Source organism: Pseudomonas sp. P7548, assembly GCF_013386585.1.
Lineage (GTDB): Bacteria > Pseudomonadota > Gammaproteobacteria > Pseudomonadales > Pseudomonadaceae > Aquipseudomonas.
In genome coordinates, this window is sequence record NZ_JACARO010000067.1 from 1 (window position 1) to 26,706 (window position 26,706).

Sequence of the window (26,706 nt, forward strand, 5' to 3'; positions counted from 1 at the left end):
CTGACACACCGCTTTCGCGAGCAAGCCCGCTCCCACATAAAGCCAGAATGAAGTATTGTTGCGCCCATCCAGAAAAAAACCGACAAGCCTGCCTTCGACCAGGCGGTTGACCAGAGATAGAGGGTGTCATGGGTAACGAAAGCATCAATTGGGACAAGCTGGGTTTTGACTACATCAAGACCGACAAGCGGTTTCTCCAGGTCTGGAAAAACGGCGAATGGCAAGAAGGCACCCTGACCGACGACAATGTGCTGCACATCAGCGAGGGCTCCACCGCCCTGCACTATGGCCAGCAGTGCTTCGAAGGCCTCAAGGCCTACCGTTGCAAGGACGGTTCGATCAACCTGTTCCGCCCGGACCAGAACGCCGCCCGCATGCAGCGCAGCTGCGCCCGCCTGCTGATGCCGCACGTGTCGACCGAAGACTTCATCGACGCCTGCAAAAAAGTGGTCGCGGCCAACGAGCGCTTCATCCCGCCGTACGGCAGTGGCGGCGCGCTGTACCTGCGCCCGTTCGTGATCGGCACCGGTGACAACATCGGCGTGCGCACCGCACCGGAATTCATCTTCTCGGTGTTTGCGATCCCGGTTGGCGCCTACTTCAAGGGCGGCCTGGTGCCGCACAACTTCCAGATCTCCAGCTTCGACCGCGCTGCGCCACAGGGCACCGGTGCCGCCAAGGTCGGTGGCAACTACGCCGCCAGCCTGATGCCGGGCTCAGAAGCGAAGAAATCCGGTTTCGCCGACGCGATCTACCTGGACCCGATGACCCACTCGAAAATCGAAGAAGTCGGTTCGGCCAACTTCTTCGGGATCACCCACGACAATAAGTTCATCACGCCGAAGTCGCCTTCGGTGCTGCCAGGCATCACCCGCCTGTCGCTGATCGAACTGGCCCAGACCCGCCTGGGCCTGGAAGTGGTCGAGGGCGAAGTGTTCATCGACAAACTGGACCAGTTCAAGGAAGCCGGCGCTTGCGGTACGGCTGCGGTGATCTCGCCAATCGGCGGCATCCAGTACAACGGCAAGCTGCACGTGTTCCACAGCGAGACCGAAGTGGGTCCAATCACCCAGAAGCTCTACAAAGAGCTGACCGGCGTGCAGACCGGCGACGTTGAAGCGCCAGCGGGTTGGATCGTCAAGGTCTAAGCCCAGCGTTCCAAGCGGCAACACCACAAAACCATGTGGGAGCTGGCTTGCGTGCGATGGCGGTGTATCAGTCAACATTTACAGTGACTGACACACCGCCATCGCAGGCAAGCCAGCTCCCACATTTGTTTTCAGTGTTCTCAAGGTTGGGCCGGAATGTTCTGGGCAATCTTCTTGCCCATGCTGATCCTCGGCTCCACCCCATACCCCAGCGCTCCATAGAACCCCACCACCGCCTCATTGCCACTGGTGATCTGCAGGTTGATCTTCATGCAGCCCAGCGCAATCAGTGCCTTCTCCGCATGCCGCACCAGTGAGCCGCCCAGCCCCTGGCGCCGATAATCGGCGTGCACCGCCACCGAATACAACCAGCCACGATGACCGTCGTACCCGGCGAGTATCGTGCCGATCACGGCCTTTTTATCCGTCGCCACAAAGAACAGCCCATCGTTGACCGCCAGCTTCTTGTCGATCGCCAGGCTCGGCAGGTTGTGGGCGGTGTCATAGCCAAACGCCTCCTGCCACAACGCCACCACCTGCGTACGGTGCTGTCGGTCGCGATACGGGCCGATGGGATGGCGGGACGACAGCGCCTTTTCCATCACCAGCGTGCGCTCATTGCCGTGGTACACGTCGCGCACGGTGTGAAACCCCAGCTTGGTGTAGAACGGCTCGGCGGTCAGCGATGACGGCACACTCAGCACCGTCACCCCGGCTTCACGGGCGCGCAGTTCGAGCTCGATCATCAACAGGCGGCCAATGCCCTGCCCCTGCAAATCGGGATTGACGAACACCGAGCGCACCACGTTGCTGTCCAGGGCGGCCGTGGCCACGATCGCCTGGCCCTGCACCGCCACCAGCACCAGCCGCCGCGTGAGCAACGCCAATACCGCGTCAGGCGTGAAGTTGCTCGCGACGCGGGCGATCACCTCGGCCGGGTAATCCCGCGCATTGCTGCTGTGCAGGGCGGCCAGGATGACCTGGCTGATGCCTTCAGCATCGGTGGGTTGGGCGAGACGAACGGCAGTCGACATGCAGGGCTCCTTGCAGAAACAGATATCAAAACCATCCCCATACTAATGTGGGAGCTGGCTTGCCTGCGATAGCGGTCTGTCAGTCGAAGCATCTGTTGCTGATACACCGCTATCGCAGGCAAGCCAGCTCCCACATTTGAAAGCATTTCAGATCGACAGCCGATTCGGCTGCGCCACTGCCCTTTTCAGCTTTACCGGCTGAACCGCCCCACTGTTTCAGCCGGGATTCATCCGGCACAAGCCACAAAATAAGCGCACAGCTCAACCTCATGGATTCGTGCACCCATGCAAACCACCAACACCGTCTTGATGATTCGCCCGGCGCGCTTTGCCTTCAACCCGGACACCGCGATCAACAACCGTTTCCAGCGCCCGCCCCAGGACCCGCTCAGTGCACAGCAGAAAGCGCTGGAAGAGTTCGACGGCTATGTCGACACCCTGCGCAGCCACGGCGTGGAAGTGTTGGTGGTGCAAGACACGCCGGCCCCCCACACCCCTGACTCGATCTTCCCCAACAACTGGTGGAGCAGTCACGCCGACGGCAGCCTGGTGCTGTACCCGATGGAAGGCCAGAACCGACGACTGGAACGCCACAAAGGCGTGCTGCAGGTGCTGGAGCAACGCTTTGCGATCAACAGCACCATTGACCTGAGCCACCTGGAACAACAGAACATCTTTCTCGAAGGCACCGGCAGCATGGTGCTCGACCGCCAACACCGCATCAGTTACGCCTGCCACTCCGGGCGCACCCACCACGACGCCCTGCGTCAGTTCGCCGAACGCCTCGACTACCAGCTCTGCGTGTTCCACGCCGTCGACCGCCATCACGCACCGATCTATCACAGCAACGTGATGATGAGCGTCGGCCGCGACCTCTCGGTGGTGTGCCTGCAGGCCCTGCCTGACGACAGCGAGCGCCTGACCCTGGAACGCTCCCTGCGCGACACCGGCAAAGACATCCTCGGCCTGGACTTCGACCAGCTCGAAGCCTTCGCCGGCAACATGCTTGAAGTCCACGACCGCGACGGCCAGCCACTGCTGGTGATGTCCGCCAGCGCCTGGGGCGCCCTGCAGCCCGCGCAGCGCCAGCACGTGGAGCGCCACACCCGCCCAGTGGTGGTGAACATCGACAACATCGAACGCATCGGCGGCGGCAGTGCCCGCTGCATGCTGGCGGAAGTGCACCTGCCCGTCCGCGCCACCTTCCAATAAATCAAGGAGTCTTGCCATGACCCGCTATATCGACGTCAACGACCTCAGCTACCTGGTCTCGCAAAAAGGCCTGCAGACCTGCATCATCGAGATGGCCGAGTACATCCGCGCCGACTACCTGCGCTGGCAGGATTTCGAGAAATGCGCACGCCTGGCGAACCATTCGCCGGACGGCGTGATCGAGTTGATGCCGGTGTCGGACGCCTCGCTGTACGCCTTCAAGTACGTCAACGGCCACCCGAAAAACACCCTGGCCGGCATGCTCACCGTGATGGCCTTCGGTGCCCTGGGCGATGTGGACACCGGCGAACCGGTGCTGCTGGCAGAAATGACCCTGACCACCGCGATCCGCACCGCCGCCACCTCGGCCCTGGTCGCCCGGTACCTGGCCCGTGACAACAGCCGCAGCATGGCGTTGATCGGCAATGGCTCGCAAAGTGAATTCCAGGCGCTGGCCTTCCACGCCATGCTCGGCATCAATGAGATCCGCCTGTTCGATATCGACGCCAAGGCCACCGCCAAGCTGGCCGCCAACCTCAAGGCCTTCCCGGCCATCAAGGTGATCCTCGCCGGCAGCGTGGCCGAGGCGGTCAAGGGCGCCGATATCGTCACCACCGTCACGGCCGACAAGGCCTACGCCACCATCCTCACCGACGAGATGATCGAACCCGGCATGCACCTCAACGCCGTGGGCGGTGACTGCCCGGGCAAGACCGAGCTGGACCGACGTATCGTCGAACGCGCCCGGGTGATCGTCGAATACGAACCGCAAAGCCGCATCGAAGGTGAAATCCAGCACATGCCGGAAGACTCACCGGTGACCGAATTGTGGCAAGTCATCAATGGCCAGCAGCCCGGCCGCGAGAACGCACGCCAGGTCACCCTGTTCGACTCGGTGGGGTTTGCCATCGAAGACTACTCGGCCCTGCGCTATGTGCTGGACGTGGCCAAAGCGCTGGACGTGGGCAGCACCCTGGAGCTGGTGCCGGCGCTGGCCGATCCGAAAGATTTGTTCGCACGACTGGCCCAACAGCCCCGCGCACAGCACAAAAAGCGCGCCTGAGACCGCTCTGGCCTGCCCCTTTGCGACCAGGGCCGGCCAGAATTCAACCGACAAAAAGCCGATTCAGCACGTGCAGCAGCCGATTCCGCTGCATTGCACAGTTTAACAGCGCAATTCGCGCTTTATGCACGGGGTAAACGACACAAAAAACGCACCATCATGAAGCATTCTCTGTGCCCAGCGATTCAATGCCCTGACATCAATTACAACATATAGGGACAACCCATGACTCCACTGCGATCACTCTTCGCCGCGTTGCTGTTGCCACTCTGCGCCAGCGCCGCTCACGCCCAGGATTGGAAAGAAATCCGCTTCGGCGTATTCCCCGAATACCCACCCTTCGAATCCGTGGCCGCCGACGGCAGCCTGCAAGGCTTCGATATCGAGCTGGGCAACGCGATCTGCGCCAAGCTTGAGGTCAAGTGCACCTGGGTGCACAACGAATTCGACGGCATGATCCCGGCCCTGCGGGCACGCAAGTTCGACGCGATCATGTCGTCCATGGCCGTGACCCCGGCGCGGGAAAAAGTCATCGACTTCAGCGACCGCCTGTTCCTCAGCCCGACCTCGGTGATCACCCGCAAGAGCGCTGACTTCGGTGACACGCCGGAATCGTTGAAAGGCAAACAAGTGGGCGTGCTGCAAGGCTCGCTGCAAGAAGCCTACGCCCGTGCCCACCTGGCCAAGCTGGGGGCGCAGATCAAGGCGTACCAGTCCCAGGAGCAGAACTACGCCGACCTGCAAAACGGCCGCCTCGACGCCACCCTGACCGACAAGCTCGAAGCCCAGCTCAACTTCCTGTCCAAGCCTGAAGGCGCCGACTACAAGACCGGCCCCGCCTTCAAGGACCCGACCTTGCCCCTGGACATTGCGATGGGCCTGCGCAAGAACGACCAGGCATTGCGCGCGCTGATCAACAAGGGCATCGCCGCCGTGCAAGCCGATGGCACCTACGCGCAGATCCAGAAGAAGTACTTCGGCGATCAAGACATCTACAACGAGTGATCCCAACGCCTCACCCCTGTAGGAGCCGGCTTTTGTGGCGAGGGAGCTTGCTCCTGCTGGGGTGCGAAGCAGCCCCAAAAAAGCCGACTCCAGCTGCGCTGTCGAGCGGGAGCAAGCTCCCTCGCCACAGCAAGCCGGCTCCTACAAAGGTCGTCTGCGTCCTTGAGAGATACCCACCATGAACGAACTCCTCAACTTGCAAGGCTACGGCCCGATGCTCGCCCACGGTGCCTGGATGACGCTCAAGCTGGCGTTCCTCGCGCTGGCCCTGAGCCTTGCCCTGGGGCTGATCGCCGCGGGTGCCAAGCTGTCCAGCGTGAAATGGCTGCGGGTGCCGGCCACCCTGTACACCACGCTGATCCGCAGCGTGCCGGACCTGGTGCTGATCCTGCTGATTTTCTACAGCCTGCAATTGTGGCTCAACGACCTGAGCGAAACGTTCGGCTGGGACTACTTTGAAATCGACCCTTTCACCGCTGGCGTCGTGACCCTGGGCTTTATCTACGGCGCGTATTTCACCGAGAACTTCCGTGGGGCGATCCTCAGTGTACCCGCCGGCCAGCTGGAAGCCGCCACCGCCTATGGCCTGAGCCGCTGGCAGCGTTTTCACCTGGTGCTGTTCCCGCAGTTGATGCGCTTCGCCCTGCCGGGCCTGGGCAACAACTGGCTGGTGCTGCTCAAGTCCACGGCGCTGGTGTCGATCATCGGCCTGTCGGACCTGGTCAAGGCGGCGCAGAACGCCGGCAAGAGCACCAATGAACCGCTGTATTTCCTGATCCTTGCGGGCCTGGTGTACCTGGTGATCACCACCCTCTCCAATCGCATTTTCAAGCGCCTGGAGCGGCGCTACAACCTGGGCATCAAGGGGATGGCGCGATGATCGAACTGTTCCAGCAATACGGCCTGGCTTACTTGTTCAGCGATGGCGCAGGGTTGTCAGGCGTTGCCATGACCTTGTGGCTGTTCATTGTTTCGGTGGTCCTGGGGTTCTGCCTGTCGATCCCCTTGGCCTTGGCCCGCGTCTCGCCGCACTTCTGGCTGCGCTGGCCGGTGGAGGTCTACACCTACCTGTTTCGCGGCACGCCGCTGTATATCCAATTGCTGATCTGCTACACCGGGCTGTACAGCCTGGAACTGGTGCAGGACAACGTCCTGCTCAACCAGTTTTTCCGCAATGCGTTGAACTGCACGCTGCTGGCCTTTGTGCTGAACACCTGCGCCTACACCGTGGAGATCTTCGCCGGAGCGATCCGCAATATCCCCCACGGCGAAATCGAAGCGGCGCGCGCTTATGGCCTGCACGGCTGGCGCCTGAACCTGTTTGTGGTGGTACCGGCCGCGCTGCGCCGTGCGTTGCCGGCCTACAGCAACGAAATGATCCTGATGCTGCACGCCACTTCACTGGCGTTTACCGCCACCGTCGCCGACATCCTCAAGGTGGCCCGCGATGCGAATGCCGAGACGTTCCTGACGTTCCAGGCCTTCGGTATCGCCGCCCTGCTGTACATGCTGCTGTCCTTTGCACTGGTGGGCCTGTTTCGACTGGCCGAACGTCGCTGGATGCGTTTTCTTGTTCCTACCCGAGGCTAACCCATGAATCAGTCCGCGCAGGCCCTGGCCGCTTATCCCGTCGACCTCCCCGTTGCCACACCCGCCACCGCAGCGATCAAGCTGCAAGTCGAGGGCATCCACAAACGCTACGGCGAGCACGAGGTGCTCAAGGGCGTGTCGCTGAACGCACGCCAAGGCGATGTGATCAGCCTGATCGGCGCCAGCGGTTCCGGCAAAAGCACGATGCTGCGCTGCATCAACTTTCTTGAACAACCCGATGCCGGGGTGATCACCCTGGACGGCATCAGCATTGAAATGCAGCAAGGCCGCGCCGGGACCCGCGCGCCGCATCAGGCCCAACTGCAGAACCTGCGCACGCGCCTGGCCATGGTGTTCCAGCATTTCAACCTGTGGAGCCACATGACTGTGCTGGAAAACATCACCATGGCTCCGCGCCGGGTGTTGGGCGTGAGCGCCGCCGAGGCGGAACAACGCGCGCGCCTGTACCTCGACAAGGTGGGTTTGCCCGGCCGCGTGGCGGACCAATACCCGGCGTTCCTGTCGGGGGGCCAACAGCAGCGGGTGGCGATTGCCCGCGCCCTGGCAATGGAGCCGGAGATCATCCTGTTCGATGAACCGACGTCAGCGCTGGACCCAGAACTTGTAGGAGAAGTTCTCAAAGTCATACAGACGTTGGCCGAGGAAGGTCGTACCATGCTGATGGTCACCCACGAGATGGGCTTTGCCCGCCAGGTGTCCAGCCAAGTGCTGTTCCTGCATCAGGGCCGGGTCGAGGAACAAGGCAACGCCGCGATCCTCGACCACCCCGGCAGCGAGCGCTTGCAGCAATTTCTTTCCAACCGTTTGAAGTGAACTCATGGATACCAAGGCCAACGGACCCCACTCCTCCCCTGCGCTGGATCGCATCGATGAGGCGATCATCGACGTGCTGCGCCACCAGGGGCGTATCACCTACGAAAAGCTTTCGTCGCTGGTGCACCTGACCCCCAGGCCGTGCCTGGAACGGGTGCGCAAACTGGAGCGGCGCGGGGTGATTCGCGGGTATGGCGCGATCATCGACGTGCAGATGGTCTCGCCCGGGTTGTCGCTATTGGTGTTGGTGGCCTTGTCCAACCAGAGCGGGCGCTCGGCGCAAAAAGCCTTCGAGGCGTGCGTCAAGGCCTGCCCGCAGGTGTTCGAGTGCCAGTTGATCAGCGGGCCGTTCGACTACAGCCTGCGCATGCGCTGCCGCGACATGGAGCACTACCGGGTGCTGACGGAGACCTGGTTGAACAATGACGAATTGCACATTGACAAGTTGGTGGCGCATCCGGAGTTGGCGGTGGTCAAGAACACTGCCACCGAGCTGACCTGAAACCCACCCTCCAAAACAATGGAGATCCCACATTTCTAACCGTGCCCACTTGCGATTTTTTTGCCAGGCTTGGCGCCAATCAACGTGGCCTGGCCATCTTTCTGTTTGCCCATCCGCGCCTCGGTGATCAACCCCGGGATCAACTTGCCCTCCGGCAAATTCTTCCAGAACCGGCTGGGCAAATGCCCTTCCATGACCTTGGGGTTCAAGCGCGCCGGGTTGAAGATGTGGCTGTAGTAGGTCAGCCACATGTCACTGTGGGGGTCCTCGATGTTCTGCGCCAATTGCTGCCAAGCTTCGGGGCACTTGCGCTGGTGAATCATCTGTTCGCCGTCGTAATACACCCCGTCCAGCGGCGTGGCGATCATCCAGCGGTGGCGCCCCATGCGCCCGACAAAATGCTGGCTGGCAGACTTGAGGATGTCGTGCGCCGGCTCATGCCATGCCACGTATTCCGGTAACTCAGGGCCCGCCTCGGCTGGCAGCGCGACAAACCGTACAAACGCATGCAAGTGGTGCGCTTCGCGACTCACCTGCTTGATACGCCGCTGCAATTCACTGCCCAGCTTGTCACCGGCCAACATCGCAGTGCGGTCGCCATGGCTGACGCGCCACAGCACTTCATACAACAGGCTCCAGCGCTGGTCGCCGTGGTAGCAGGCGGCGGACTCCAGCAACTCCAGCAGTGCCTTGGGCACCCGCGTCTGGAACGGCCCGAGCCCGGCGGGGATGGGCTCATCAGTGGCAAACAGGTCCGCCGCCTGCACTTCCCCCCAACTGACCTGGCTGGGGTCCACCTGATGGCTGAGCAGCCAGCGCGCCTGGTCGCGCCACGTGCTGAACAGGTTGTCGCATTCCAGGCTGATCATCCCCACAAGCCCATTTGCTGCGGCTGCGGACGGTCGCGCAGTTGTTCGCGCAGCAGCACGCTGGTGCTGTCGGCCTGTTGCGGGTGGTAGTCGCTGGTGATGAAAAACGGCTTGGCCTTGGCCAATACACAGCGCATGCGGGCCAGGTCTTCGAAACGGATCTTGCGTTCGCGGCGCAGGTCGACCAGGCGCTGGGTGGTGCGCAGGCCAATGCCTGGAATACGGGCGATCAAGGTGGGCTCGGCACGGTTCAGGTCCAGCGGGAAGACTTCACGGTGTTCCAGCGCCCAGGCCAGCTTGGGGTCGATGTCCAGGGCCAGGTGGCCGGGGCCTTCGAACAGTTCATTGGCACTGAACCCGTAGCTGCGCAGCAGGAAATCGGCCTGGTACAAACGGTGCTCGCGCATCAGTGGCGGCGCGGCCAGGGGCACGCTTTTGGGGCTGTTGGGGATGGGACTGAACGCCGAGTAATACACCCGGCGCAACTTGAAGTTGCCGTACAGCGCCTCGGCACCGTGGAGGATGGTGCTGTCGTCGGTGTCGTCGGCACCCACGATCAATTGGGTGCTCTGCCCGGCCGGGGCAAACCGCGGGGCACGCGGTTCGTTGCGCACCGTTTGCTCGCCGGTGTAGATGGTCTGCATGGCCTGCTTGATCGACACGATCTTTTTTTCCGGCGCCAGGGTCTGCAGGCTGGCCTCGGTGGGCAACTCGATGTTCACGCTCAGGCGGTCGGCATAACGCCCCGCTTCGGCGATCAGTGCCGGGTCGGCGTCAGGAATGGTCTTGAGGTGGATGTAGCCACGAAAGTCGTGCTCTTCGCGCAACAGTTTCGCGACTACACCAGTTGTTCCATGGTGTAGTCGGACGAGCGGATGATGCCGGAACTGAGAAACAGCCCGCTGACGCAATTGCGCCGGTAGAAATCCAGGGTCAGGGTGACCACCTCCTCCGGGCTGAAGCGTGCACGGGGCACGTCGCTGGAGCGGCGGTTGACGCAGTATTGGCAGTCGTAGAGACAGAAGTTGGTGAGCAGCACCTTGAGCAGCGAGACGCAGCGCCCGTCGGGCGTGTAGCTGTGGCAGATGCCCATGCCATCGGTGGAACCCAGCCCCGCTTTGCCCTCGGAACTGCGCTTGGGCGCACCACTGCTGGCGCACGAAGCGTCGTACTTGGCGGCGTCGGCAAGGATGCTGAGTTTTTCGATCAATTGCATGGAGGGCTACCGATACTGGTTTTTTGTACAGTATCAGCGAGCCCCCGCAAATGCCAGCCTGGAATGACGACCTGTAGGAGCCCGGCTTGCCGGCGACGATTCGACAAGCCGGGCGCCTACAAGGGGTTAGGTAATAGCAACCAAATATCAGCTGGCCGTAGCGAGCAGTAGATCCTGCACCGAGCGCCCCTTGCCACGGCTACGGTCGTGCTCGAACAGCGACGCGGCGATCTCATCCGCGCGGATCGGCAGCACCGACAGCAAGGTGTCGCTCAGGCCGTGGCTGGCCTGGCTGAAGCCCTGGATGTAGATGCCCGCCTTGCAGCGCTCGTCGGTGACGATGCGGTAGTCGCGCGCCACTTCGAAGTCGCCCATGTAGGCTTCCAGCGGCGCCAGCAGTTCGCGGTGCATCTGGCGCTCGTAACCGGTGGCCAACACCACGGCGTCGTAGTGGCTCACGCTGGTTTCGCCGGTGGCGTTGTTGCGCAGGGCCAGTTCGATGCCCAGCGGGCCGGCGCTGGCTTTCTCGACCACGGTCATGGTGCGGAAGGCCTGGCGGGCAATGCCGGAAACTTTCTGGCGATAGAAAATGCCATAGATGCGCTCGATCAGGTCCAGGTCCACCACCGAATAGTTGGTGTTCTGGTACTCGGCGACCAGGCGCTCACGCTCGGCACCCACCTGCTGGAACACCAGGTCGGTAAAGGCCGGCGAGAAGACTTCATTGACGAATGGGCTGTCATCGGCCGGCTTGAGCGCCGAACCGCGCAGGATCATGTCGACCTGCACCGACGGGAAGCTGTCATTCAGATCGATAAAGGCCTCGGCCGCGCTCTGGCCGCCGCCGATGATCGCGATGCGCATCGCCTTGCCGTCGACACACGGCTGGGTGGCCATGCGTGCCAGGTATTGGGAGTGGTGGAACACTCGGCCGTCATCCTTGAGGGCCTTGAAGGCTTCGGGAATGCGCGGCGTGCCCCCGGCGCTGACCACCACCGAGCGGGTGGTGCGCACATGCTGTTCGCCCAGGGCATCGCGGGAAATCACGCGCAAGGCTTCCACCTGTTGCTGGTGCAGGATCGGCTCGATGGCCAGCACTTCCTCGCCATAGCGGGCCTGGTCCTGGAACTGCCCGGCAACCCAGCGCAGGTAGTCGTTGTACTCCATGCGGCAGGGGTAGAAGGTGCCCAAGTTGATGAAGTCCACCAGGCGGTCGTGGGCCTTGAGGTAGTTGACGAAGGAATAAGGGCTGGTGGGGTTGCGCAAGGTGACCAGGTCCTTGAGGAACGAGATCTGCAATTCGCTCTGGGTCACCAGGGTATTGCCGTGCCAGCGGTAGTCGGCCTGCTTGTCGAGAAACAGCACGTCCAGTTTGCCCTGGGCCTTTTCACGCTCCTGCAGGGCGATGGCCAGCGCCAGGTTCGAAGGGCCGAAACCGATACCGATCAGGTCGTGAACCGCGGGCGAAGCAATTGCCTGTGTCATTCCAGTGTCCTCTGGATAAGCCCCTTGGCGATTGGGGCGGGAATACCTTCAAGGCCTGAACAACAGGCCGTGTGTTGATAGGAAACGAGGACAGTGAAATAAAATTTAACTAACTCGCCGATCAGTGCGCTTCCCACTCGCGCATGCGCACTCGGCAGTGCTTCATGGCGTTGACGATGTGTTTTTCCACGAGGCTGCGGGAAATGCACAGGCGTTCAGCGATCTGTAGGTGGGACAGGCCGTCGAGCTTGCGCAACAGGAAGCTGTCGCGACAGACCGCAGGCAACTCGGCCAGGGCGCGTTCAAGCATCTCCAGACGCTGGCCCTGGTCGTGGCTGGTGTGGGGCGAGCAAGCGGCGAAGCGCTCTTCGCTGTCGAGCACGTCCAAAGGTTCAGCCTGGCGCAGGGCGTTGCGCCGATGGCCGTCGATCACCAGGTTGAGTGCGGTGCGGTACAGAAACGCGCGGGGCTGCTCGATCGGCGTGTCACTGGAGCGCTCGAGCACCCGGACATAAGCGTCATGCACCACATCCTCGGCGACCTGACGGTTGCCCAGCTTGGCGTTGAGGAAACACACCAGCTCGCGATAGTAGTTTTCCAACATGACTCCCGGCCGCCCGGTGGAGACGGCATCAGATCCTTGAGTGCTAAAGAAGACAGCCCATCGATGATGGCAGTTTGAGTGTGTGCAATTTATAGTAATTCTCATCTACTTTTAAAGAAGTCTCACACCCACACGCGATTTTTTTTACTGAAAAGACCTGTAACTGCTTGTGTAACAGCCTAAATCCCCACGCTTTTCCATCGTTTAACTGTCAGCTCTGCGCAACTGCGCCCCGAACTTCCATTGCTGGAACCTAAGCATGAAACGCCCTCGACCTGCCCGACGCGCCCTGCTTGTTGTGGCGTGCCTGATCCCCATCATTGCGGTTGCCGCCTGGCAGGTGCTGCCGTCGGGCCGCGACAACCTGGTCACGGTCACCGTCACCCGCGGCAATATCGAAAACAGCGTGACCGCCCTGGGCACCCTGCAACCGCGTCGATATGTGGACGTAGGCGCCCAGGCGTCCGGGCAGATCCAGAAGATCCACGTCGAGGCCGGCGACCAGGTCAAGGAAGGCCAACTGCTGGTGGAGATCGACCCGTCCACGCAAAAGGCCAAGCTTGACGCCAGCCGCTACGCCATCGAGAACCTCAAGGCCCAGTTGCAGGAACAGAAGGCCCAGCACGAACTGGCGCGCCAGAAGTACCAGCGCCAGCAACGCCTGGCCGCCGGCAACGCCACCCGCGAAGAAGACGTGCAGACCGCCAAGGCCGAACTGAGTGCCACCCAGGCGCGGGTCGACATGTTCCAGGCGCAGATCCGCCAGGCCCAGGCCAGCCTGCGCAGTGACGAAGCCGAACTGGGCTACACACGGATTTTCGCGCCCATGGCCGGCACCGTGGTCGCGGTGGACGCGCGGGTCGGCCAGACCCTCAACGCCCAGCAGCAGACCCCCTTGATCCTGCGCATCGCCAAGCTGTCGCCGATGACCGTGTGGGCCGAGGTCTCCGAAGCCGACATCGGCCACGTCAAGCCCGGCATGAGCGCCTATTTCACCACCCTCGCCGGTAGCAGCCGGCGCTGGACCAGCACCGTGCGCCAGATCCTGCCGATCCCGCCCAAGCCGCTCAACGAGACCAGCCAAGGCAGCGGCAGCCCGAGCAGTTCGAGCAAAAGCGGCAGCGGCCGCGTGGTGCTGTACACCGTGCTGCTGGATGTGGACAACGCCGATAATGCACTGATGGCCGAAATGACCACCCAGGTATTTTTCGTCGCCAGCCAAGTCAAGGACGCCCTCACGGTGCCGGTTGCCGCCCTGCAAGGCATGCCCACTGGCGACAAGCAAATCGCCCGGGTCGTGGCGAAAAACGGCGCCATCGAAGACCGCGAAGTTCACCTGGGCATCAGCGACCGCCTGCGGGTGCAGGTGCTGGGCGGCCTGAACGAAGGCGATCACCTGCTGATCGGCCCGGCCGACGGCAGCGGGGGTTGACTTGACCACGCCCCTGATCGAACTCAAGCACATCCGTAAATCCTACGGCGGCGGCGACAGCCCGCAGGTCGATGTATTGCGCGGCATCGACCTGTCGATCCACGCCGGGGAGTTCGTTGCCATCGTCGGTGCTTCCGGCTCCGGCAAGTCCACCTTGATGAATATCCTCGGTTGCCTCGACCGGCCCACCGAAGGCGAGTACCTGTTCGCCGGCGAAAACGTCGCCCACCTCGACACCGACGCCCTGGCCTGGCTGCGCCGCGAAGCCTTCGGATTTGTGTTCCAGGGGTATCACCTGATCCCCTCCGGTTCCGCCCAGGAAAACGTCGAAATGCCCGCGATCTATGCCGGCATCAGCGCCACCGAACGCCATGCCCGTGCCAGCGCCCTGCTCACTCGCCTGGGGCTGGCCGAGCGCACCGGCAACCGCCCGCACCAGCTTTCCGGTGGCCAGCAGCAACGGGTATCGATTGCCCGGGCATTGATGAACGGCGGGCATATCATCCTCGCGGACGAACCCACCGGCGCCCTCGACAGCCACAGTGGCGCCGAAGTCATGACCTTGCTCGACGAACTGGCGAGCCAGGGTCACGTGGTCATCCTGATCACCCACGACCGCGATGTGGCCGCGCGGGCCAATCGCATCATCGAGATCCGCGACGGCCTGATCATCAGCGACTCGGCCGATGACAGCAACGCCGCCCCTGCCCTCGCGGCGGGCGCCCTGCAAGCCGTGGACCTGCGCCAGCGCCTGGCCGACGGTGCCGAACACAACGGCGCCTGGAAAGCGGAACTGCTTGACGCGGTGCGCGCGGCCTGGCGGGTGATGTGGATCAACCGCTTCCGCACCGCCCTGACGTTGCTCGGCATCATCATCGGTGTCGCGTCGGTGGTGGTGATGCTGGCGGTGGGCGAAGGCAGCAAGCGCCAGGTGATGGCACAAATGGGCGCGTTCGGCTCCAACATCCTGTACGTCAGCGGCTCGTCGCCCAACCCGCGCACGCCGCTGGGCATCATCACCCCGCAGGACGTGGCGGCCCTGGCCACGCTGCCGCAGGTCAAGCGGATCATGCCGGTCAACGGCGCCGAGGCCGGTGTGCGCTTCGGCAATATCGACTACATGGCGTACGTCGGCGGCAACGACACCAACTTTCCGACTATTTTCAACTGGCCCGTGGTGGAAGGCAGCTACTTCACCGAAGCCGACGAGCGCAACGCCGCCACCGTGGCGGTCATCGGCGCGCGGGTACGCGACAAACTGTTCAAGGGGCTGGTCAACCCCATCGGCCAATACATCCTGATCGAGAACGTGCCCTTCCAGGTGATCGGCGTGCTGCAGGAAAAGGGTTCCAGCTCCGGCAACAAAGACAGCGACGACCGCATCGCCATCCCCTACTCCGCCGCGAGCATCCGCCTGTTCGGTAGCTACAACCCGGAATACGTGGTGATTGCCGCCGCCGACGCCAGCCGGGTACACGACGCCGAACAGGCCATCGACCAGTTGCTCAAGCGCTTGCACCACGGCAAGGACGACTACCACCTGACCAACAACGCCGCGATGATCCAGGCCGAGGCGCGCACCCAGAACACCCTGTCGCTGATGCTCGGTTCGATCGCAGCCATCTCCCTGTTGGTGGGCGGGATCGGCGTGATGAACATCATGCTGATGACCGTGCGCGAACGTACCCGTGAAATCGGTATCCGCATGGCCACTGGGGCGCGCCAGCGCGACATCCTGCGCCAATTTCTCACTGAGGCAGTGATGCTTTCGGTGGTCGGCGGCCTGTTCGGCATCGCCCTGGCGCTGCTGGTGGGCGGCGTGCTGGTACTGGCCGAAGTGGCGGTGCAGTTTTCCCTGGTGGCGGTGCTGGGCGCGTTTGGCTGTGCGCTGGTCACCGGTGTCGTATTCGGCTTCATGCCGGCCCGTAAAGCTGCCCGGCTCGATCCGGTTAAGGCGTTGACCAGTGAATAAACGATCCATCGCACCGCCCCTGTCCGTGCTCAGCCTGTGCCTGTTGCTCAACGCCTGCACCGGCAACCCGCCCGCCGTCGACAGCGGTATCGCACCGCCCGCCACCTGGCAATACGCCGAACGGGATGCCGCCCAGGCGCTCAACCGCCGCTGGTGGACGCAATTTGGCAGCGCGTCACTCAACCGCCTGATCGACCAGGCCCGCCGCGACAGTTACGACGTGGCCGCCGCCATGGCCCGGGTGCGCCAGGCCCAGGCCAGCGCGGTGATCGCCGGTGCGCCGCTGTTGCCCGAGGTGAAGCTCAACCTCACCGCCAGCCGTGAAAAACTGCTGCGCGGCAGCGGCAGTTCGGCCCTGGACGCCACCGAAAGCAACAACACCGTCGACAGCTTCGGCGCCAACCTCACCGCCAGTTACGAGGTGGACTTCTGGGGCGGACGCGCCGCCGCACGGGACAGCGCCCTGCAAAGCCTGCGGGCCAGTGAATTCGACCAGGCCACCGTGGAGCTGACCCTGCTCAGCAACGTCGCCGACCGCTACGCGCAAACCCTGGCCGCACGCCAGCGCCAACAGATCGCCGAGCTGAACCTGGCGAATGCGCGCAACGTGCTGGACCTGGTACAAACCCGCTACACCGCCGGCTCCGCCACCGCCCTGGAACTGGCCCAGCAGAAAAGCCTGGTCGCCAGCCAGCAACGGCAACTGCCGCTGATCCAGCAAGTGGCGGAAGAATCCCGGATCACCCTCGCTGCCCTCCTCGGCCAGCCGGTGCAGGCCCTGGACCTGGGCAACGAAGGGTTCCAGGCGCTCAACTGGCCGTCTATCGGCGCGGGCGTGCCGAGCCAATTGCTGAGCCGCCGCCCCGACCTGGCCCAGGCCGAAGCGCAATTGGCGGCCGCCCGTGCCGACGTCACCGTGGCCCGGGCGGCCATGTTGCCCACGGTCACCCTGGGCGCCACCGTGGGGTCGGGGTCGTACAAGGCCGAAGACATCCTGCGCAGCCCGTTCTACAACCTGACCTCAGGGCTGGTGGCACCGATCTTCAACCATGGGCGTTTAAGTGCTGAACGCGACAAGGCCAGCGCCCGCCAGGATGAGCTGCTGCAGACCTATCGCGGGGCAATCATCAACGGCTTTGCCGACGTCGAAAAAGCCCTGAGCAGCATCACGCGCCTGGACCAGCAGCGTCAGTGGCAAGCCGAGGAACTGGAGCAGGCCCAGACCGCCTTCCAGATCGCCGAAAGCCGCTACCAGGCGGGGGCCGAGGACTTGCTGACGGTGCTGGAAACCCAGCGCACCCTGTACGCCGCGCAGGATTTGAACGTGCAGCTGCGACTGTCGCGACTGCAGGCCAGCATTGCCTTGTACAAAGCATTGGGCGGCGGCTGGAAAACCGAAATCTGATAAACAAAAGTCTGGCTTCCTACTGAAGTCGTTTTATCAACCTACATTATTCAACCTGGGGTCCTTGGTAAAAAAGCCGCTCTCACACGGCAGCCCAGGACCTTTTGATGAAACCCAGTGTTCGCGTGACTCGCCTGGCCTGGTGGTTGATCGGGCTCATCGCCGCCCCGTCCCTGGCCGAGCCGCTGATCCCACCCACCGCCATTGACTGGCTGCTGGACTGTCCGCTGCCCGCCGTTGCCCGGCTGGACCCGGAAGTGCTGGAACGCACGCAATGCGGCGTGGTGAGCGTACCCCGCGACCACGCAGCCCCTGCGCGCGGCCGCGTACGCCTGGTGCTGACCCGTGTCGGCGCCCGCCAGCCGTTGAACCGCGAGGGCGTCGTGTTCGCCCAGTCCGGCGAACCACACCATGGCAAAAACACGCCTTTCGCCCTCCAGCTCGCCAGCCGCTGGGAGTCCTACGCCACACCGGCTTACCGCGCACTGACCAACCTTTACGACGTGATCGAACTCACCCCGCGTGATTTGCGCCAGGCCCAAGGCGTCGAGCAAGCGGCGTTGGACATGGAGTTTGTGCGCACACAATTGGGCGAGGCACGCCTCAACTTTGTCGGCAATGCTGACGCCACCCGGCTCGGCAGCCGCTATGGCGCGCTGTTTCCGGAGCGTGTTGCGCGCATGGTGCTGGTCAATGCCAGCCACGGTGACCCCATCACATCGGGTATCGAGCACCTGTTGCTCAAGGCGCCGCCCGCCCCGAGCAAGCTCGCCAACGGCTGCGTCGAACGGTGGTTGGGCGACTTCCTGATGTATGGAAAACAACCGCCGCCTTCAGCACGTTGTGTCGACAGCGGCCAGTGGGAATGACACCCGCCATAACGCATTTGCGACCCCTTGCCACCGAAAACGACACCCTGCGTTGACCTGACGGCTCAACCGTTATTAAGTGCTATTTATCCGCATTAATACGATAAATCGAACCCATGCTAAGCCGCCCGCTGAAACGCAAACGCCAGAAGCTGTCCGATGTGATTGTCGAGTCGGTCAAGCGCTCCATCGTCACCGACGCCTTGAAGCCCGGTGACCGTTTGCCCACCGAACGTGAGTTGATGGAAAGCTTCCAGTGCTCCAAGGGTTCGGCACGCGAAGCGCTCAAGGCCCTGGAAGTCGAAGGCCTGGTAAGCACCCGCACCGGCCCCAGCGGCGGCGCGTACTTGAACCAGGCCGGCACCGAGCCGGCCAGCCGAGCGTTGCGCAATTACCTGCACTTCCAGCACCTGGACGGCGAGCAGGTGTACCAACTGCGCAAAGTCATCGAGGTGGAACTGGCGGTGTCGGTGCTCGGGCGCCTGAGCGAGGACGACTACCAGGCCCTGCAGGACAACGTGGATTTCTGCAGCGCACCGGAAGACAGCGAAGCCGGCCAACGCGAACAACGCCTGGCGGAACTGGAGTTCCACAACCTGCTGGCCAAGGCCTGCCCCAACCCGCTGCTGAGTTTCATGGCGCAATTTCTCAACGACCTGCTGCGCGACCTGGTGGTGCTGAAAAAAGCCTACAAGCCCAAGCGCAAACAGTTCGATGCGGCCAACCTCGACTACCACAAGCAGTTGCTGATCGCCTTTCGCGCCGGGGACGAAAGCGCGGTGCGCAGCCTGATGCACGAACACATGTGCGATGCCGAACACCACATGACCGCCCTTGAAGGCGAGGTCAGCCCGCACTTTCTGCTGGAGTTTGATCACTCTTAAAAAACACCACGGACCCAATGTGGGAGCTGGCTTGCCTGCGATGGCATCGACTCGGTGTAACTGGAGGACCGAGGTGTCTGCATCGCAGGCAAGCCAGCTCCCCCACAAGCCAGCTCCTACATTTCGACCCGGATCAAACCGTCAAACCGTTTCACCCCATCCAATAACAGGCCTGCCCACAGGCCCTTGCTCCACCGTATCGCCCTTGCCGCTCCTGCCAATAACTAAACCAGGGAGTCACCCCATGCAGCGTCGTACGTTATTGAAAGCCAGTCTTACCGCCGCCGCGGCCCTCAGCCTTCCGCTGAGCGTGCGGTCGGCATTCGCCGCCGAGCCTTTTACCTTCTACGGCCTCAAGTCCATGTCTGGCGCCTTTGCCAGCTATGGCAAGTTTGCCGACATGGGTTCACGCCTGGCAGTGGGCCAACACCCCGAAGTGCTCGGCCGCCCGTTGAACTACAAGGTCATCGACACCGAAGGCAACGCCGGCAAGGCGGTGCGCAAGGTGCAGGAAGCCATCCAGCAGGACGGCGCACGGTTCTTCCAGGGCTGCACCCTGTCGTCCTCGGCGCTGGCCGTGGCCAAGGAAGTGGACAAGGTCGGCGGTGTGTTCATGACCCCGGTGGGCGCCGATGAAGTCACCGGCAAGGATTGCAACCACGCGACCTTCCGCTGGTCGGTGCCCACCTACGGCGCGATCCGCGAAACCATGGTGCCGCTGATCAAGCTGCTGCCGGACGCCAAGCGCTGGTACACCATCACCCCGCAATACGTGTTCGGCGAAGCGCTGCTCGAAGGCGCCAAGAATGTACTCAAGGAAAACGGCCTGGAGCACATCGGCAACAGCTACCACTCGCTGCAGGAACAGGAATTCTCCGGCTACCTGACCAACGCCATCGCCGCCAAGCCCGATGTGCTGGTGCTGCTCAACTTCGGCAGCCAGTCGTCCAACACCCTGCGCCAGGCGGTGAACTTCGGCATCAAGGAACGCATGAAAGTGCTGCTGGTATGGTCCGCGGGCCTCGATCAATTCCAGGAACTGGGCAGCGATGTACTCGAAGGCGTGTACCTCGGCGCGCAGTACTGGCATCAGGTCGACACCCCGCTCAACCGCGAGCTGGTCAAGCTGACCCAGGCCAAATACGGCATCAACCCCACCTACCCGCTGGCCGCTGACTACATCAGCACCAAGGTCATGCTCGACACCATCATATCGACGGGCAGCTTCGACGGCCCCACCGTGGCCAAGGCCATGCAAGGCCTGAGCTTCGAAGGCCCGACCGGCAAGGAGTCGATCCGCGCCGGCGATCACCAGGTGATCAAGGACTACTACCTGCTCATCGGCAAAGCCGCCAGCGACATGGCCGACAAGGATGACCTGGCCAAGGTACTCAGCGCCGGCCAGTCGTTCCCGCCCGTGGAAGCCACCGGCTGCACGCTCGCCTGATCCCCTGAACATTGCACAGCAGGGCTGCGTGAGCAGCTTCCTGCCGAGGGTGCCTGCATGCTTAATCTTTACCTGTTCCAGATACTCAACGGCTTGGGGTTGGGAATGATCTATTTCCTGATCGCCGTCGGGCTGACCATCATTTTCGGCCTGCTCAACTTCGTCAACTTTGCCCACGGCGCGTTCTTCCTGCTGGGTGCCTACATCTGCTACACCGCCGTCAGCCTCACCGGCAACTTCTGGCTGGCGCTGCTGATCGCGCCGCTGGTGGTGGCCGCGTTGGCCTGGGTGATCGAGCGACTGTTGATCCAGCGCATCTATCACTTGCCGCACATGTTCCAGATCCTGGTGACCCTGGGGATCGCGCTGATCATCCAGGAAGCCAGCGTGATGATCTGGGGCCCGGTGGGCAAAAGCGTTGCGGTACCTCAATTGCTGCGCGGCGTGCTGGTGGTGGGCGACTTCGTGTACCCGCACTACCGCCTGTTCCTGATCGGTTTCTCCGGCCTGGTCGGCCTGGGCCTGTGGCTGCTGCTGGAACGTACGCGCTTCGGCGCCCTGGTGCGCGCCGGCAGTGAAAGCACTGAAACCGTGTCGTTGCTGGGCACCAATATCTTTCGTCTGTTCTCCATGACGTTCGCCCTCGGTGTTGCCCTGGCCGGCGTTGCGGGCGTGCTGTTCGCCCCGTTGCGCGGCGCCCAGCCCTTTGTCGGCCCGGAGATCCTGGGCGTGGCCTTCGTGGTGGTGGTGATCGGCGGCATGGGCTCGTTCAGCGGTGCGCTGGTCGGCGGGTTGCTGGTGGGCGTGGTGCAAAGCCTGATGACCACACTCTGGCCCCAGGGCGCGAGCCTGATGATCTACGGCGCGATGGCCGTGGTGATTCTGGTGCGTCCTTACGGCCTGTTCGGGAGAGCCTGACATGAGCGAGAAAAATCCCCTGCCGTTTGCCAAGACGCAATCGCGCGCGATGTTGCTGTGGGTGTTGGCGGTGCTGATTGGGCTGCCGTTGATCTTGCCTTCGGCGACCCTGGCCACCGAGATCCTGATCTTTGCCATGGCCGCCCTGGCCTGCAACCTGCTGCTGGGTTACACCGGGCTGCTGTCGTTCGGCCAAGGCATCTTCTTCGGCGCGGGCGCCTACTGCGCCGCGTTGCTGATGCTGCACCTGCAACTGGGGTTGTTCGCCGCCCTGCTCGGCGCCGCCGTGGCCGGTGGCTTCCTGGCCTTGCTGGTGGGTGCCCTGGCGATCCGGCGTACCGGCATCTACTTTGTGATGCTGACCCTGGCGTTCAGCCAGATGGCCTACTTCGTCGCCTACACCCTCAGCGACTGGACCGGTGGCGACAACGGCCTGCTCAGCGTGCCGCGCCCGGAGATCCGTGTCGGTGAAACGGTGCTGCTGTCGCTCGGCGACGCCCGCGCCTTCTACGCCTTTGTCGCGGTGCTGTTCCTGCTGATTTTCATCGGCGCGCGCCGGGTGATCGCCTCGCCGTTCGGCAGCACGCTGATGGCGATCCGTGAAAACGAAACCCGCGCCTCGGCCATCGGCTACGACACCCGCCACTTCAAAATCCTGGTGTTTGTGCTGTCCGGCGCCGTCACCGGGATTGCCGGCGCGCTGTACGCGATGCTGCTGCACTTTGTGCCGCTGTCGAACATCGACTTGGCGATGTCCGAGAACATCCTGATCATGACCATCGTCGGCGGCACCGGCTCATTGTTCGGTTCGCTGCTGGGCGCAGGCTCCATCGTGCTGCTCGGGGATTTCCTCTCCGACCTGTGGCCACGCTGGCTGATGCTGCTGGGGGTGATCCTGATCCTGGTGGTGATCTTCATGCGGGGTGGTTTGTGGGGCGGCCTCGCGTCGCTGTTCGAAAAGGTGCGCGGCAGCCGCAAGGCCGCCGTTGTCGCCAAGGAGGAAGGGCTATGAGCATCCTGCTGGAAACCAAAGACCTGGAACTGGCCTATGGCGCCTTCCATGCGGTGAACGGTGTGAACCTCAAGGTCGAGGCCGGCACTATCCACACCATCATCGGGCCCAACGGCGCGGGCAAGACCAGCCTGTTCCACTGCCTGACCGGCGAACGCCAGGCCACGGCCGGGGCGATTCATTTCGACGGCAAGAACCTCATGCGCAAACCCGCCCATGGCCGCGTCGGCCTGGGCATGGCGCGCTCGTTCCAGCTCACCAGCCTGTTCCAGAACCTCAGCGTGCGCGAAAACCTGCGCCTGGCCGCCCAAGGCCGCGACGGTGCCCGTGCGCTGAACTTCTGGCGCCGTGTCGACAGCAAGCGCGAACACCTGGAGATGGCCGACCAAGTGCTGGAGCGCCTGCAACTCACCGCCCGCGCCGACACCCTGGCCGGCGAGTTGTCCCACGGCCAGCAACGGGTGCTGGAGGTGGGCATGTCGATCTGCTCCAAGCCCAAACTGTTGATGCTGGATGAACCCACCTCGGGCATGGGCATCGACGACATCCCGATCATGACCCAACTGATCAGCGACCTCGGCCGCGACCACACGGTGCTGCTGATCGAACACAACATGAGCATTGTCATGTCCATCAGCCAACGCATCACGGTGATGAGCCACGGCCAGATCCTGGTGGAAGGCACGCCGGAATTCGTGCGCGCCGATGAACGTGTGCGCACTGCATACCTTGGGGAGGCTGCCTGATGCTGATCGTCGAAAACATTCATTCCTACTACGACAAGAGCCATGTGCTCGAAGGCGTGTCGCTGACCGTCAACCCCGGCGAACTGGTCACTCTGCTAGGGCGCAACGGCGCTGGCAAGACCACTACCCTGCGCAGCATCCTCGGCATCATCTGCCCGCGCCAGGGCCAGATCCATTTCAACGGCCAGGCATTGGTGGGGCAGAAGATCTTTGAAATCGCCCGCCAGGGCCTGGCGCTGGTGCCGGAAAATCGCGGGATTTTCCGCCTGCTCACCGTCGAAGAGAACCTGCGCATTGCTGCGCGCAAGACCAGCCGCTGGCAGCTTGAAGACGTGTACGCCATGTTCCCGCGCCTCAAGGAGCGGCGCAAAAATGCCGGCCACGCATTGTCGGGTGGCGAGCAGCAGATGCTCGCCATCGCCCGCGCCCTGCTCAACGATCCCAAGCTGCTGATCCTTGACGAGCCCACCGAAGGCCTGGCCCCGGTGATCGTCGACGAGTTGGTGAAAATCTTGCGCAAGGTCAAGGACGATGGCCTGCCCGTGCTGCTGGTGGAACAGAACCTGATGGTCTGCGACAAGCTCGCCGACCGCCATTACGTGCTCGAACAAGGCCGCGTGGTGTACGAGGGCAGCGCCGCTGACTTCCGCGCCGACCCGAGTATCAAGAATCGCTATTTGGCCCTGAGTGCCTGACCGGAGAATGCAGATGAATAGTTTTGCGCAACCGCTCCAGAGCAACGCCCCGCTGATCAACCGCGACCGTTTGTGGCAATCGCTGATGGACCTGGCCCAGCTCGGTGCCACCGTCAAGGGCGGCGTGTGTCGCCTGGCCCTGACCGACCTCGACCGCCAGGCCCGCGACCTGTTTGTGCAATGGTGCGAGGCGGCTGGCTGCAGCGTCAGTGTCGACGCCATCGGCAATATCTTTGCGCGCCGTGCCGGGCGCAACCCCGCCCTGCCCCCGGTGATGACCGGCAGCCATATCGACACCCAACCCACCGGCGGCAAGTTCGACGGCTGCTACGGGGTGATGGCCGGATTGGAGGTGATCCGTACCCTCAACGATTTGAACATCGAGACCGAAGCGCCCATTGAAGTGGTGGTGTGGACCAACGAAGAAGGCTCGCGTTTTCCGCCCTGCATGATGGGCTCCGGGGTGTTTGCCGGTAAGTTCGACTTGCAGGACACCCTCGACAAAGTCGATGACCAGGGCCTGTCGGTGGGCGCCGAATTGCAGCGCATCGGCTATGCGGGCACCCGCGCCGTGCTTGGCCATCCGGTGGGTGCGTATTTCGAAGCACACATCGAACAAGGCCCGGTACTGGAAGACCAGGCTACCACCATCGGCGTGGTCATGGGCTGTCTGGGCCAGAAGTGGTTCGACCTGACCTTCACCGGTGTCGAAGCCCACGCCGGGCCGACGCCGATGCACCTGCGCAAGGACGCCCTGGTGGGCGCCGCCGAGGTGGTCAGTGCGGTCAACCGCATCGCGCACCAGCAACAACCCCATGCCTGCGGCACGGTCGGTTGCCTGAGCCTGCACCCGGGTTCGCGCAACGTGATTCCCGGCCAGGTGCAGATGACGATCGACCTGCGCCACCTGCACGCCGACAAGCTGCACGCCATGGTCGATGAGGTGCGCGGCGTGATCGAAGCCACCGCCCAGCGACACGGCTTGAGCTTTGAGCTGACGCCGACGGCCGACTTTCCACCGCTGGACTTCGCCCCGGCGTGTGTCAACGCTGTGCGCGAAGGCGCCCAGGCCCTGGGCTTGAGCCACATGGACATCGTCAGCGGCGCCGGGCACGACGCAATTTTCGTTGCCGAACTGGGCCCGGCCGGGATGATCTTTGTGCCGTGCGAAGGCGGCATCAGCCATAACGAAATCGAAAACGCCGCGCCGGACGACCTGGCGGCAGGCTGCGCGGTGCTGCTGCGCGCCATGGTCAACGCGGCCCAGGGGGATGTGGCATGAGTGAGATCGGCCAACTGACGGCGCTGCAACTGCTGGCGCATTTTCGCGACAAGACCTTGTCGCCGGTAGAAGTCACCGAAGATGCGCTGCTGCGCATCGAACGCTACAACCCGGTGGTGAATGCCTACTGCCATGTCGACCCGCAAGGCGCACTGAACGCCGCGCGCGCTTCGGAACAACGCTGGCTGAAGGGCCAGCCGTGCGGCGCGCTGGACGGTGTACCCGCGTCGATCAAGGACCTGACCCTGACGGTCGGCATGCCCACCCGCAAAGGCTCACGCACCTCATCCGCCGAAGGGCCGTGGGACGTGGACGCACCCTTTTCAGCCTTGATGCGCAAGGCCGGCGCCGTGCTGCTGGGCAAGACCACCACCCCGGAATTCGGCTGGAAGGGCGTCACCGACAACCCGCTGTATGGCATCACCCGCAACCCGTGGGACACCCGCACCACGGCCGGCGGTTCCTCGGGCGGTGCCGGCGCGGCGGCGGCCTTGAACCTTGGCGTGCTGCACCAGGGCAGCGATGCGGGCGGCTCGATCCGGATTCCCTGCGCGTTTACCGGCACCTTCGGCATCAAGCCGACCTTCGGTTATGTGCCGCAATGGCCGGCCAGTTCGATGACAATCCTGTCTCACCTGGGGCCGATGACCCGCACCGTGGAAGACACCGTGCTGATGCTGCAGACCGTCGCGCAACCTGATGCACGGGATGGCCTGATCGGTGCGCCCAGGACCACGCCCTGGCTCACCCCGGGCACGGACCTCAAAGGCTTGCGCGTGGCCTACAGTCCCACGTTCGGGTATGTAGACGTCGACCCGCAGGTGGCCAGCGTCGTCGCCCGGGCCGTGCAGGGCCTGGTGCAACTGGGCGCGCACGTGGAAGAGATCGACCCGGGCTTCAGCGACCCGCTGGAGGTGTTCAACACCCTGTGGGCGGCCGGTGCCGCACGCCTCACCGGGCCCATGAGCGAGGCGCAGAAACAGCTGCTCGACCCTGGGCTACTGAGCATCGCGCAACAGGGCGAACGCTTGAGCCTGGATGACTTCAACGCCGCCCTTGAAGCCCGCGCCGCGTTGGTGGCGCGCATGGCGGCGTTCCATGAGCACTACGACGTGCTGGTCTCGCCGATGATGCCGATCACTGCGTTCGAGGCCGGGCATAACGTACCGCCCGGTTCGGGCATGCAGGCCTGGATGGAATGGACGCCGTTCACCTACCCCTTCAACTTGACGCAACAACCGGCCGCCTCGGTACCCTGCGGTTTGGCAGCGAATGGCCTGCCGGTGGGCTTGCACGTGGTCGGCGCGCGGTTTGCCGATGAGCAGGTGTTAAGGGTGTGCCAGGTCTATGCAAAAGCATTCCCCACAAAGCACTTACAAGCCCCAATCACCAAAACACTGTAGACCCCGCCAACCACGATGCGAAGCGAGCCGCTCTTGATCTTGATCTTGCTTTTGATCTCAGGCGCCCCGTCAAACACGC

Annotated in this window: 24 protein-coding genes and 1 pseudogene; 20 read left to right on the forward strand and 5 right to left on the reverse strand. The window is 63.2% G+C overall.

Features of this window, described 5'->3' with window-relative positions:
• Positions 1–128: 128 nt before the first annotated feature.
• Positions 129–1,148, forward strand: coding sequence for a branched-chain amino acid aminotransferase (locus HX803_RS24165; protein ID WP_178924152.1), 1,020 nt, complete (start codon positions 129–131; stop codon positions 1,146–1,148).
• A gap of 140 nt (positions 1,149–1,288) precedes the next feature.
• Here the strand turns inward: HX803_RS24165 and HX803_RS24170 are convergent, their stop codons facing one another.
• Positions 1,289–2,182: a GNAT family acetyltransferase gene (locus tag HX803_RS24170; RefSeq protein WP_178924154.1), complete on the reverse strand. Its 894-nt coding sequence runs from the start codon at positions 2,180–2,182 to the stop codon at positions 1,289–1,291.
• Positions 2,183–2,467: 285 nt separating this feature from the next.
• Between HX803_RS24170 and ctlX the strand changes: the two genes are divergently transcribed.
• The 7 genes from ctlX to HX803_RS24205 all read left to right on the forward strand — a co-directional run bounded on the left by ctlX (position 2,468) and on the right by HX803_RS24205 (position 8,388).
• The gene (ctlX, locus tag HX803_RS24175) at positions 2,468–3,394 is read left to right on the forward strand and encodes a citrulline utilization hydrolase CtlX (RefSeq protein WP_178924155.1); all 927 of its coding nucleotides are present in this window, start codon (positions 2,468–2,470) and stop codon (positions 3,392–3,394) included.
• Between the two features lie 16 nt (positions 3,395–3,410).
• Complete coding sequence (locus HX803_RS24180; protein ID WP_178924157.1) at positions 3,411–4,457, forward strand: ornithine cyclodeaminase; 1,047 nt, start codon at positions 3,411–3,413, stop codon at positions 4,455–4,457.
• A gap of 225 nt (positions 4,458–4,682) precedes the next feature.
• Positions 4,683–5,462: an ABC transporter substrate-binding protein gene (locus HX803_RS24185; protein ID WP_178924159.1), complete on the forward strand. Its 780-nt coding sequence runs from the start codon at positions 4,683–4,685 to the stop codon at positions 5,460–5,462.
• Positions 5,463–5,640: 178 nt separating this feature from the next.
• Positions 5,641–6,342: an ABC transporter permease gene (locus tag HX803_RS24190; protein WP_178924161.1), complete on the forward strand. Its 702-nt coding sequence runs from the start codon at positions 5,641–5,643 to the stop codon at positions 6,340–6,342.
• Positions 6,339–7,052, forward strand: a complete 714-nt coding sequence (locus tag HX803_RS24195) for an ABC transporter permease (RefSeq protein WP_178924163.1) — start codon at positions 6,339–6,341, stop codon at positions 7,050–7,052. The genes HX803_RS24190 and HX803_RS24195 overlap by 4 nt, the downstream gene beginning before the upstream one ends.
• Before the next feature lie 3 nt (positions 7,053–7,055).
• On the forward strand, positions 7,056–7,886 hold the full coding sequence (locus tag HX803_RS24200) for an ABC transporter ATP-binding protein (protein ID WP_178924164.1): 831 nt from the start codon (positions 7,056–7,058) through the stop codon (positions 7,884–7,886).
• Between the two features lie 4 nt (positions 7,887–7,890).
• Positions 7,891–8,388 (forward strand): Lrp/AsnC family transcriptional regulator, encoded by a 498-nt coding sequence (locus HX803_RS24205; RefSeq protein ID WP_071487193.1) that lies wholly within the window; start codon positions 7,891–7,893, stop codon positions 8,386–8,388.
• A 35-nt stretch (positions 8,389–8,423) separates the two neighbouring features.
• Here HX803_RS24205 and HX803_RS24210 read toward each other — a convergent pair whose 3' ends face one another.
• The 4 genes and pseudogenes from HX803_RS24210 to HX803_RS24225 all read right to left on the reverse strand — a co-directional run bounded on the left by HX803_RS24210 (position 8,424) and on the right by HX803_RS24225 (position 12,562).
• Positions 8,424–9,257: a TIGR03915 family putative DNA repair protein gene (locus tag HX803_RS24210; RefSeq protein WP_178924166.1), complete on the reverse strand. Its 834-nt coding sequence runs from the start codon at positions 9,255–9,257 to the stop codon at positions 8,424–8,426.
• Positions 9,254–10,473 (reverse strand): annotated as a pseudogene (locus tag HX803_RS24215) (putative DNA modification/repair radical SAM protein). The gene HX803_RS24210 and the pseudogene HX803_RS24215 overlap by 4 nt, the downstream one beginning before the upstream one ends.
• A gap of 147 nt (positions 10,474–10,620) precedes the next feature.
• Complete coding sequence (locus HX803_RS24220; RefSeq protein ID WP_178924169.1) at positions 10,621–11,958, reverse strand: lysine N(6)-hydroxylase/L-ornithine N(5)-oxygenase family protein; 1,338 nt, start codon at positions 11,956–11,958, stop codon at positions 10,621–10,623.
• Between the two features lie 121 nt (positions 11,959–12,079).
• Positions 12,080–12,562, reverse strand: coding sequence for a sigma-70 family RNA polymerase sigma factor (locus HX803_RS24225; RefSeq protein WP_178924171.1), 483 nt, complete (start codon positions 12,560–12,562; stop codon positions 12,080–12,082).
• A 259-nt stretch (positions 12,563–12,821) separates the two neighbouring features.
• Between HX803_RS24225 and HX803_RS24230 the strand changes: the two genes are divergently transcribed.
• The 12 genes from HX803_RS24230 (at position 12,822) to HX803_RS24285 (ending at position 26,627) form a co-directional block, all read left to right on the forward strand.
• Positions 12,822–13,994: an efflux RND transporter periplasmic adaptor subunit gene (locus HX803_RS24230; RefSeq protein WP_178924173.1), complete on the forward strand. Its 1,173-nt coding sequence runs from the start codon at positions 12,822–12,824 to the stop codon at positions 13,992–13,994.
• 1 nt (position 13,995) lies between these two features.
• Positions 13,996–15,966, forward strand: a complete 1,971-nt coding sequence (locus tag HX803_RS24235; RefSeq protein ID WP_178924175.1) for a MacB family efflux pump subunit — start codon at positions 13,996–13,998, stop codon at positions 15,964–15,966.
• Positions 15,959–17,371, forward strand: a complete 1,413-nt coding sequence (locus HX803_RS24240; protein WP_178924177.1) for an efflux transporter outer membrane subunit — start codon at positions 15,959–15,961, stop codon at positions 17,369–17,371. Before HX803_RS24235 ends, HX803_RS24240 begins: the two co-directional genes overlap by 8 nt.
• Before the next feature lie 107 nt (positions 17,372–17,478).
• Entirely contained in the window at positions 17,479–18,240 is a 762-nt protein-coding gene (locus HX803_RS24245; RefSeq protein WP_178924179.1) for an alpha/beta hydrolase, read from the forward strand.
• Positions 18,241–18,356: 116 nt separating this feature from the next.
• Positions 18,357–19,124, forward strand: coding sequence for a FadR/GntR family transcriptional regulator (locus HX803_RS24250; RefSeq protein WP_178924181.1), 768 nt, complete (start codon positions 18,357–18,359; stop codon positions 19,122–19,124).
• Between the two features lie 244 nt (positions 19,125–19,368).
• The gene (locus HX803_RS24255) at positions 19,369–20,571 is read left to right on the forward strand and encodes an ABC transporter substrate-binding protein (RefSeq protein ID WP_178924183.1); all 1,203 of its coding nucleotides are present in this window, start codon (positions 19,369–19,371) and stop codon (positions 20,569–20,571) included.
• Between the two features lie 57 nt (positions 20,572–20,628).
• Positions 20,629–21,489 (forward strand): branched-chain amino acid ABC transporter permease, encoded by an 861-nt coding sequence (locus HX803_RS24260; RefSeq protein WP_176998951.1) that lies wholly within the window; start codon positions 20,629–20,631, stop codon positions 21,487–21,489.
• A 1-nt stretch (position 21,490) separates the two neighbouring features.
• The gene (locus HX803_RS24265; RefSeq protein WP_178924185.1) at positions 21,491–22,501 is read left to right on the forward strand and encodes a branched-chain amino acid ABC transporter permease; all 1,011 of its coding nucleotides are present in this window, start codon (positions 21,491–21,493) and stop codon (positions 22,499–22,501) included.
• The gene (locus HX803_RS24270) at positions 22,498–23,247 is read left to right on the forward strand and encodes an ABC transporter ATP-binding protein (protein ID WP_010209301.1); all 750 of its coding nucleotides are present in this window, start codon (positions 22,498–22,500) and stop codon (positions 23,245–23,247) included. The genes HX803_RS24265 and HX803_RS24270 overlap by 4 nt, the downstream gene beginning before the upstream one ends.
• Positions 23,247–23,942 (forward strand): ABC transporter ATP-binding protein, encoded by a 696-nt coding sequence (locus tag HX803_RS24275; protein ID WP_105522648.1) that lies wholly within the window; start codon positions 23,247–23,249, stop codon positions 23,940–23,942. The genes HX803_RS24270 and HX803_RS24275 overlap by 1 nt, the downstream gene beginning before the upstream one ends.
• A 13-nt stretch (positions 23,943–23,955) precedes the next feature.
• Positions 23,956–25,224 carry a Zn-dependent hydrolase gene (locus HX803_RS24280; protein ID WP_178924187.1) on the forward strand — a complete coding sequence of 423 codons (1,269 nt, stop codon included), beginning with the start codon at positions 23,956–23,958 and terminating at the stop codon, positions 25,222–25,224.
• On the forward strand, positions 25,221–26,627 hold the full coding sequence (locus HX803_RS24285; RefSeq protein WP_178924188.1) for an amidase: 1,407 nt from the start codon (positions 25,221–25,223) through the stop codon (positions 26,625–26,627). The genes HX803_RS24280 and HX803_RS24285 overlap by 4 nt, the downstream gene beginning before the upstream one ends.
• Positions 26,628–26,706: the final 79 nt, after the last annotated feature.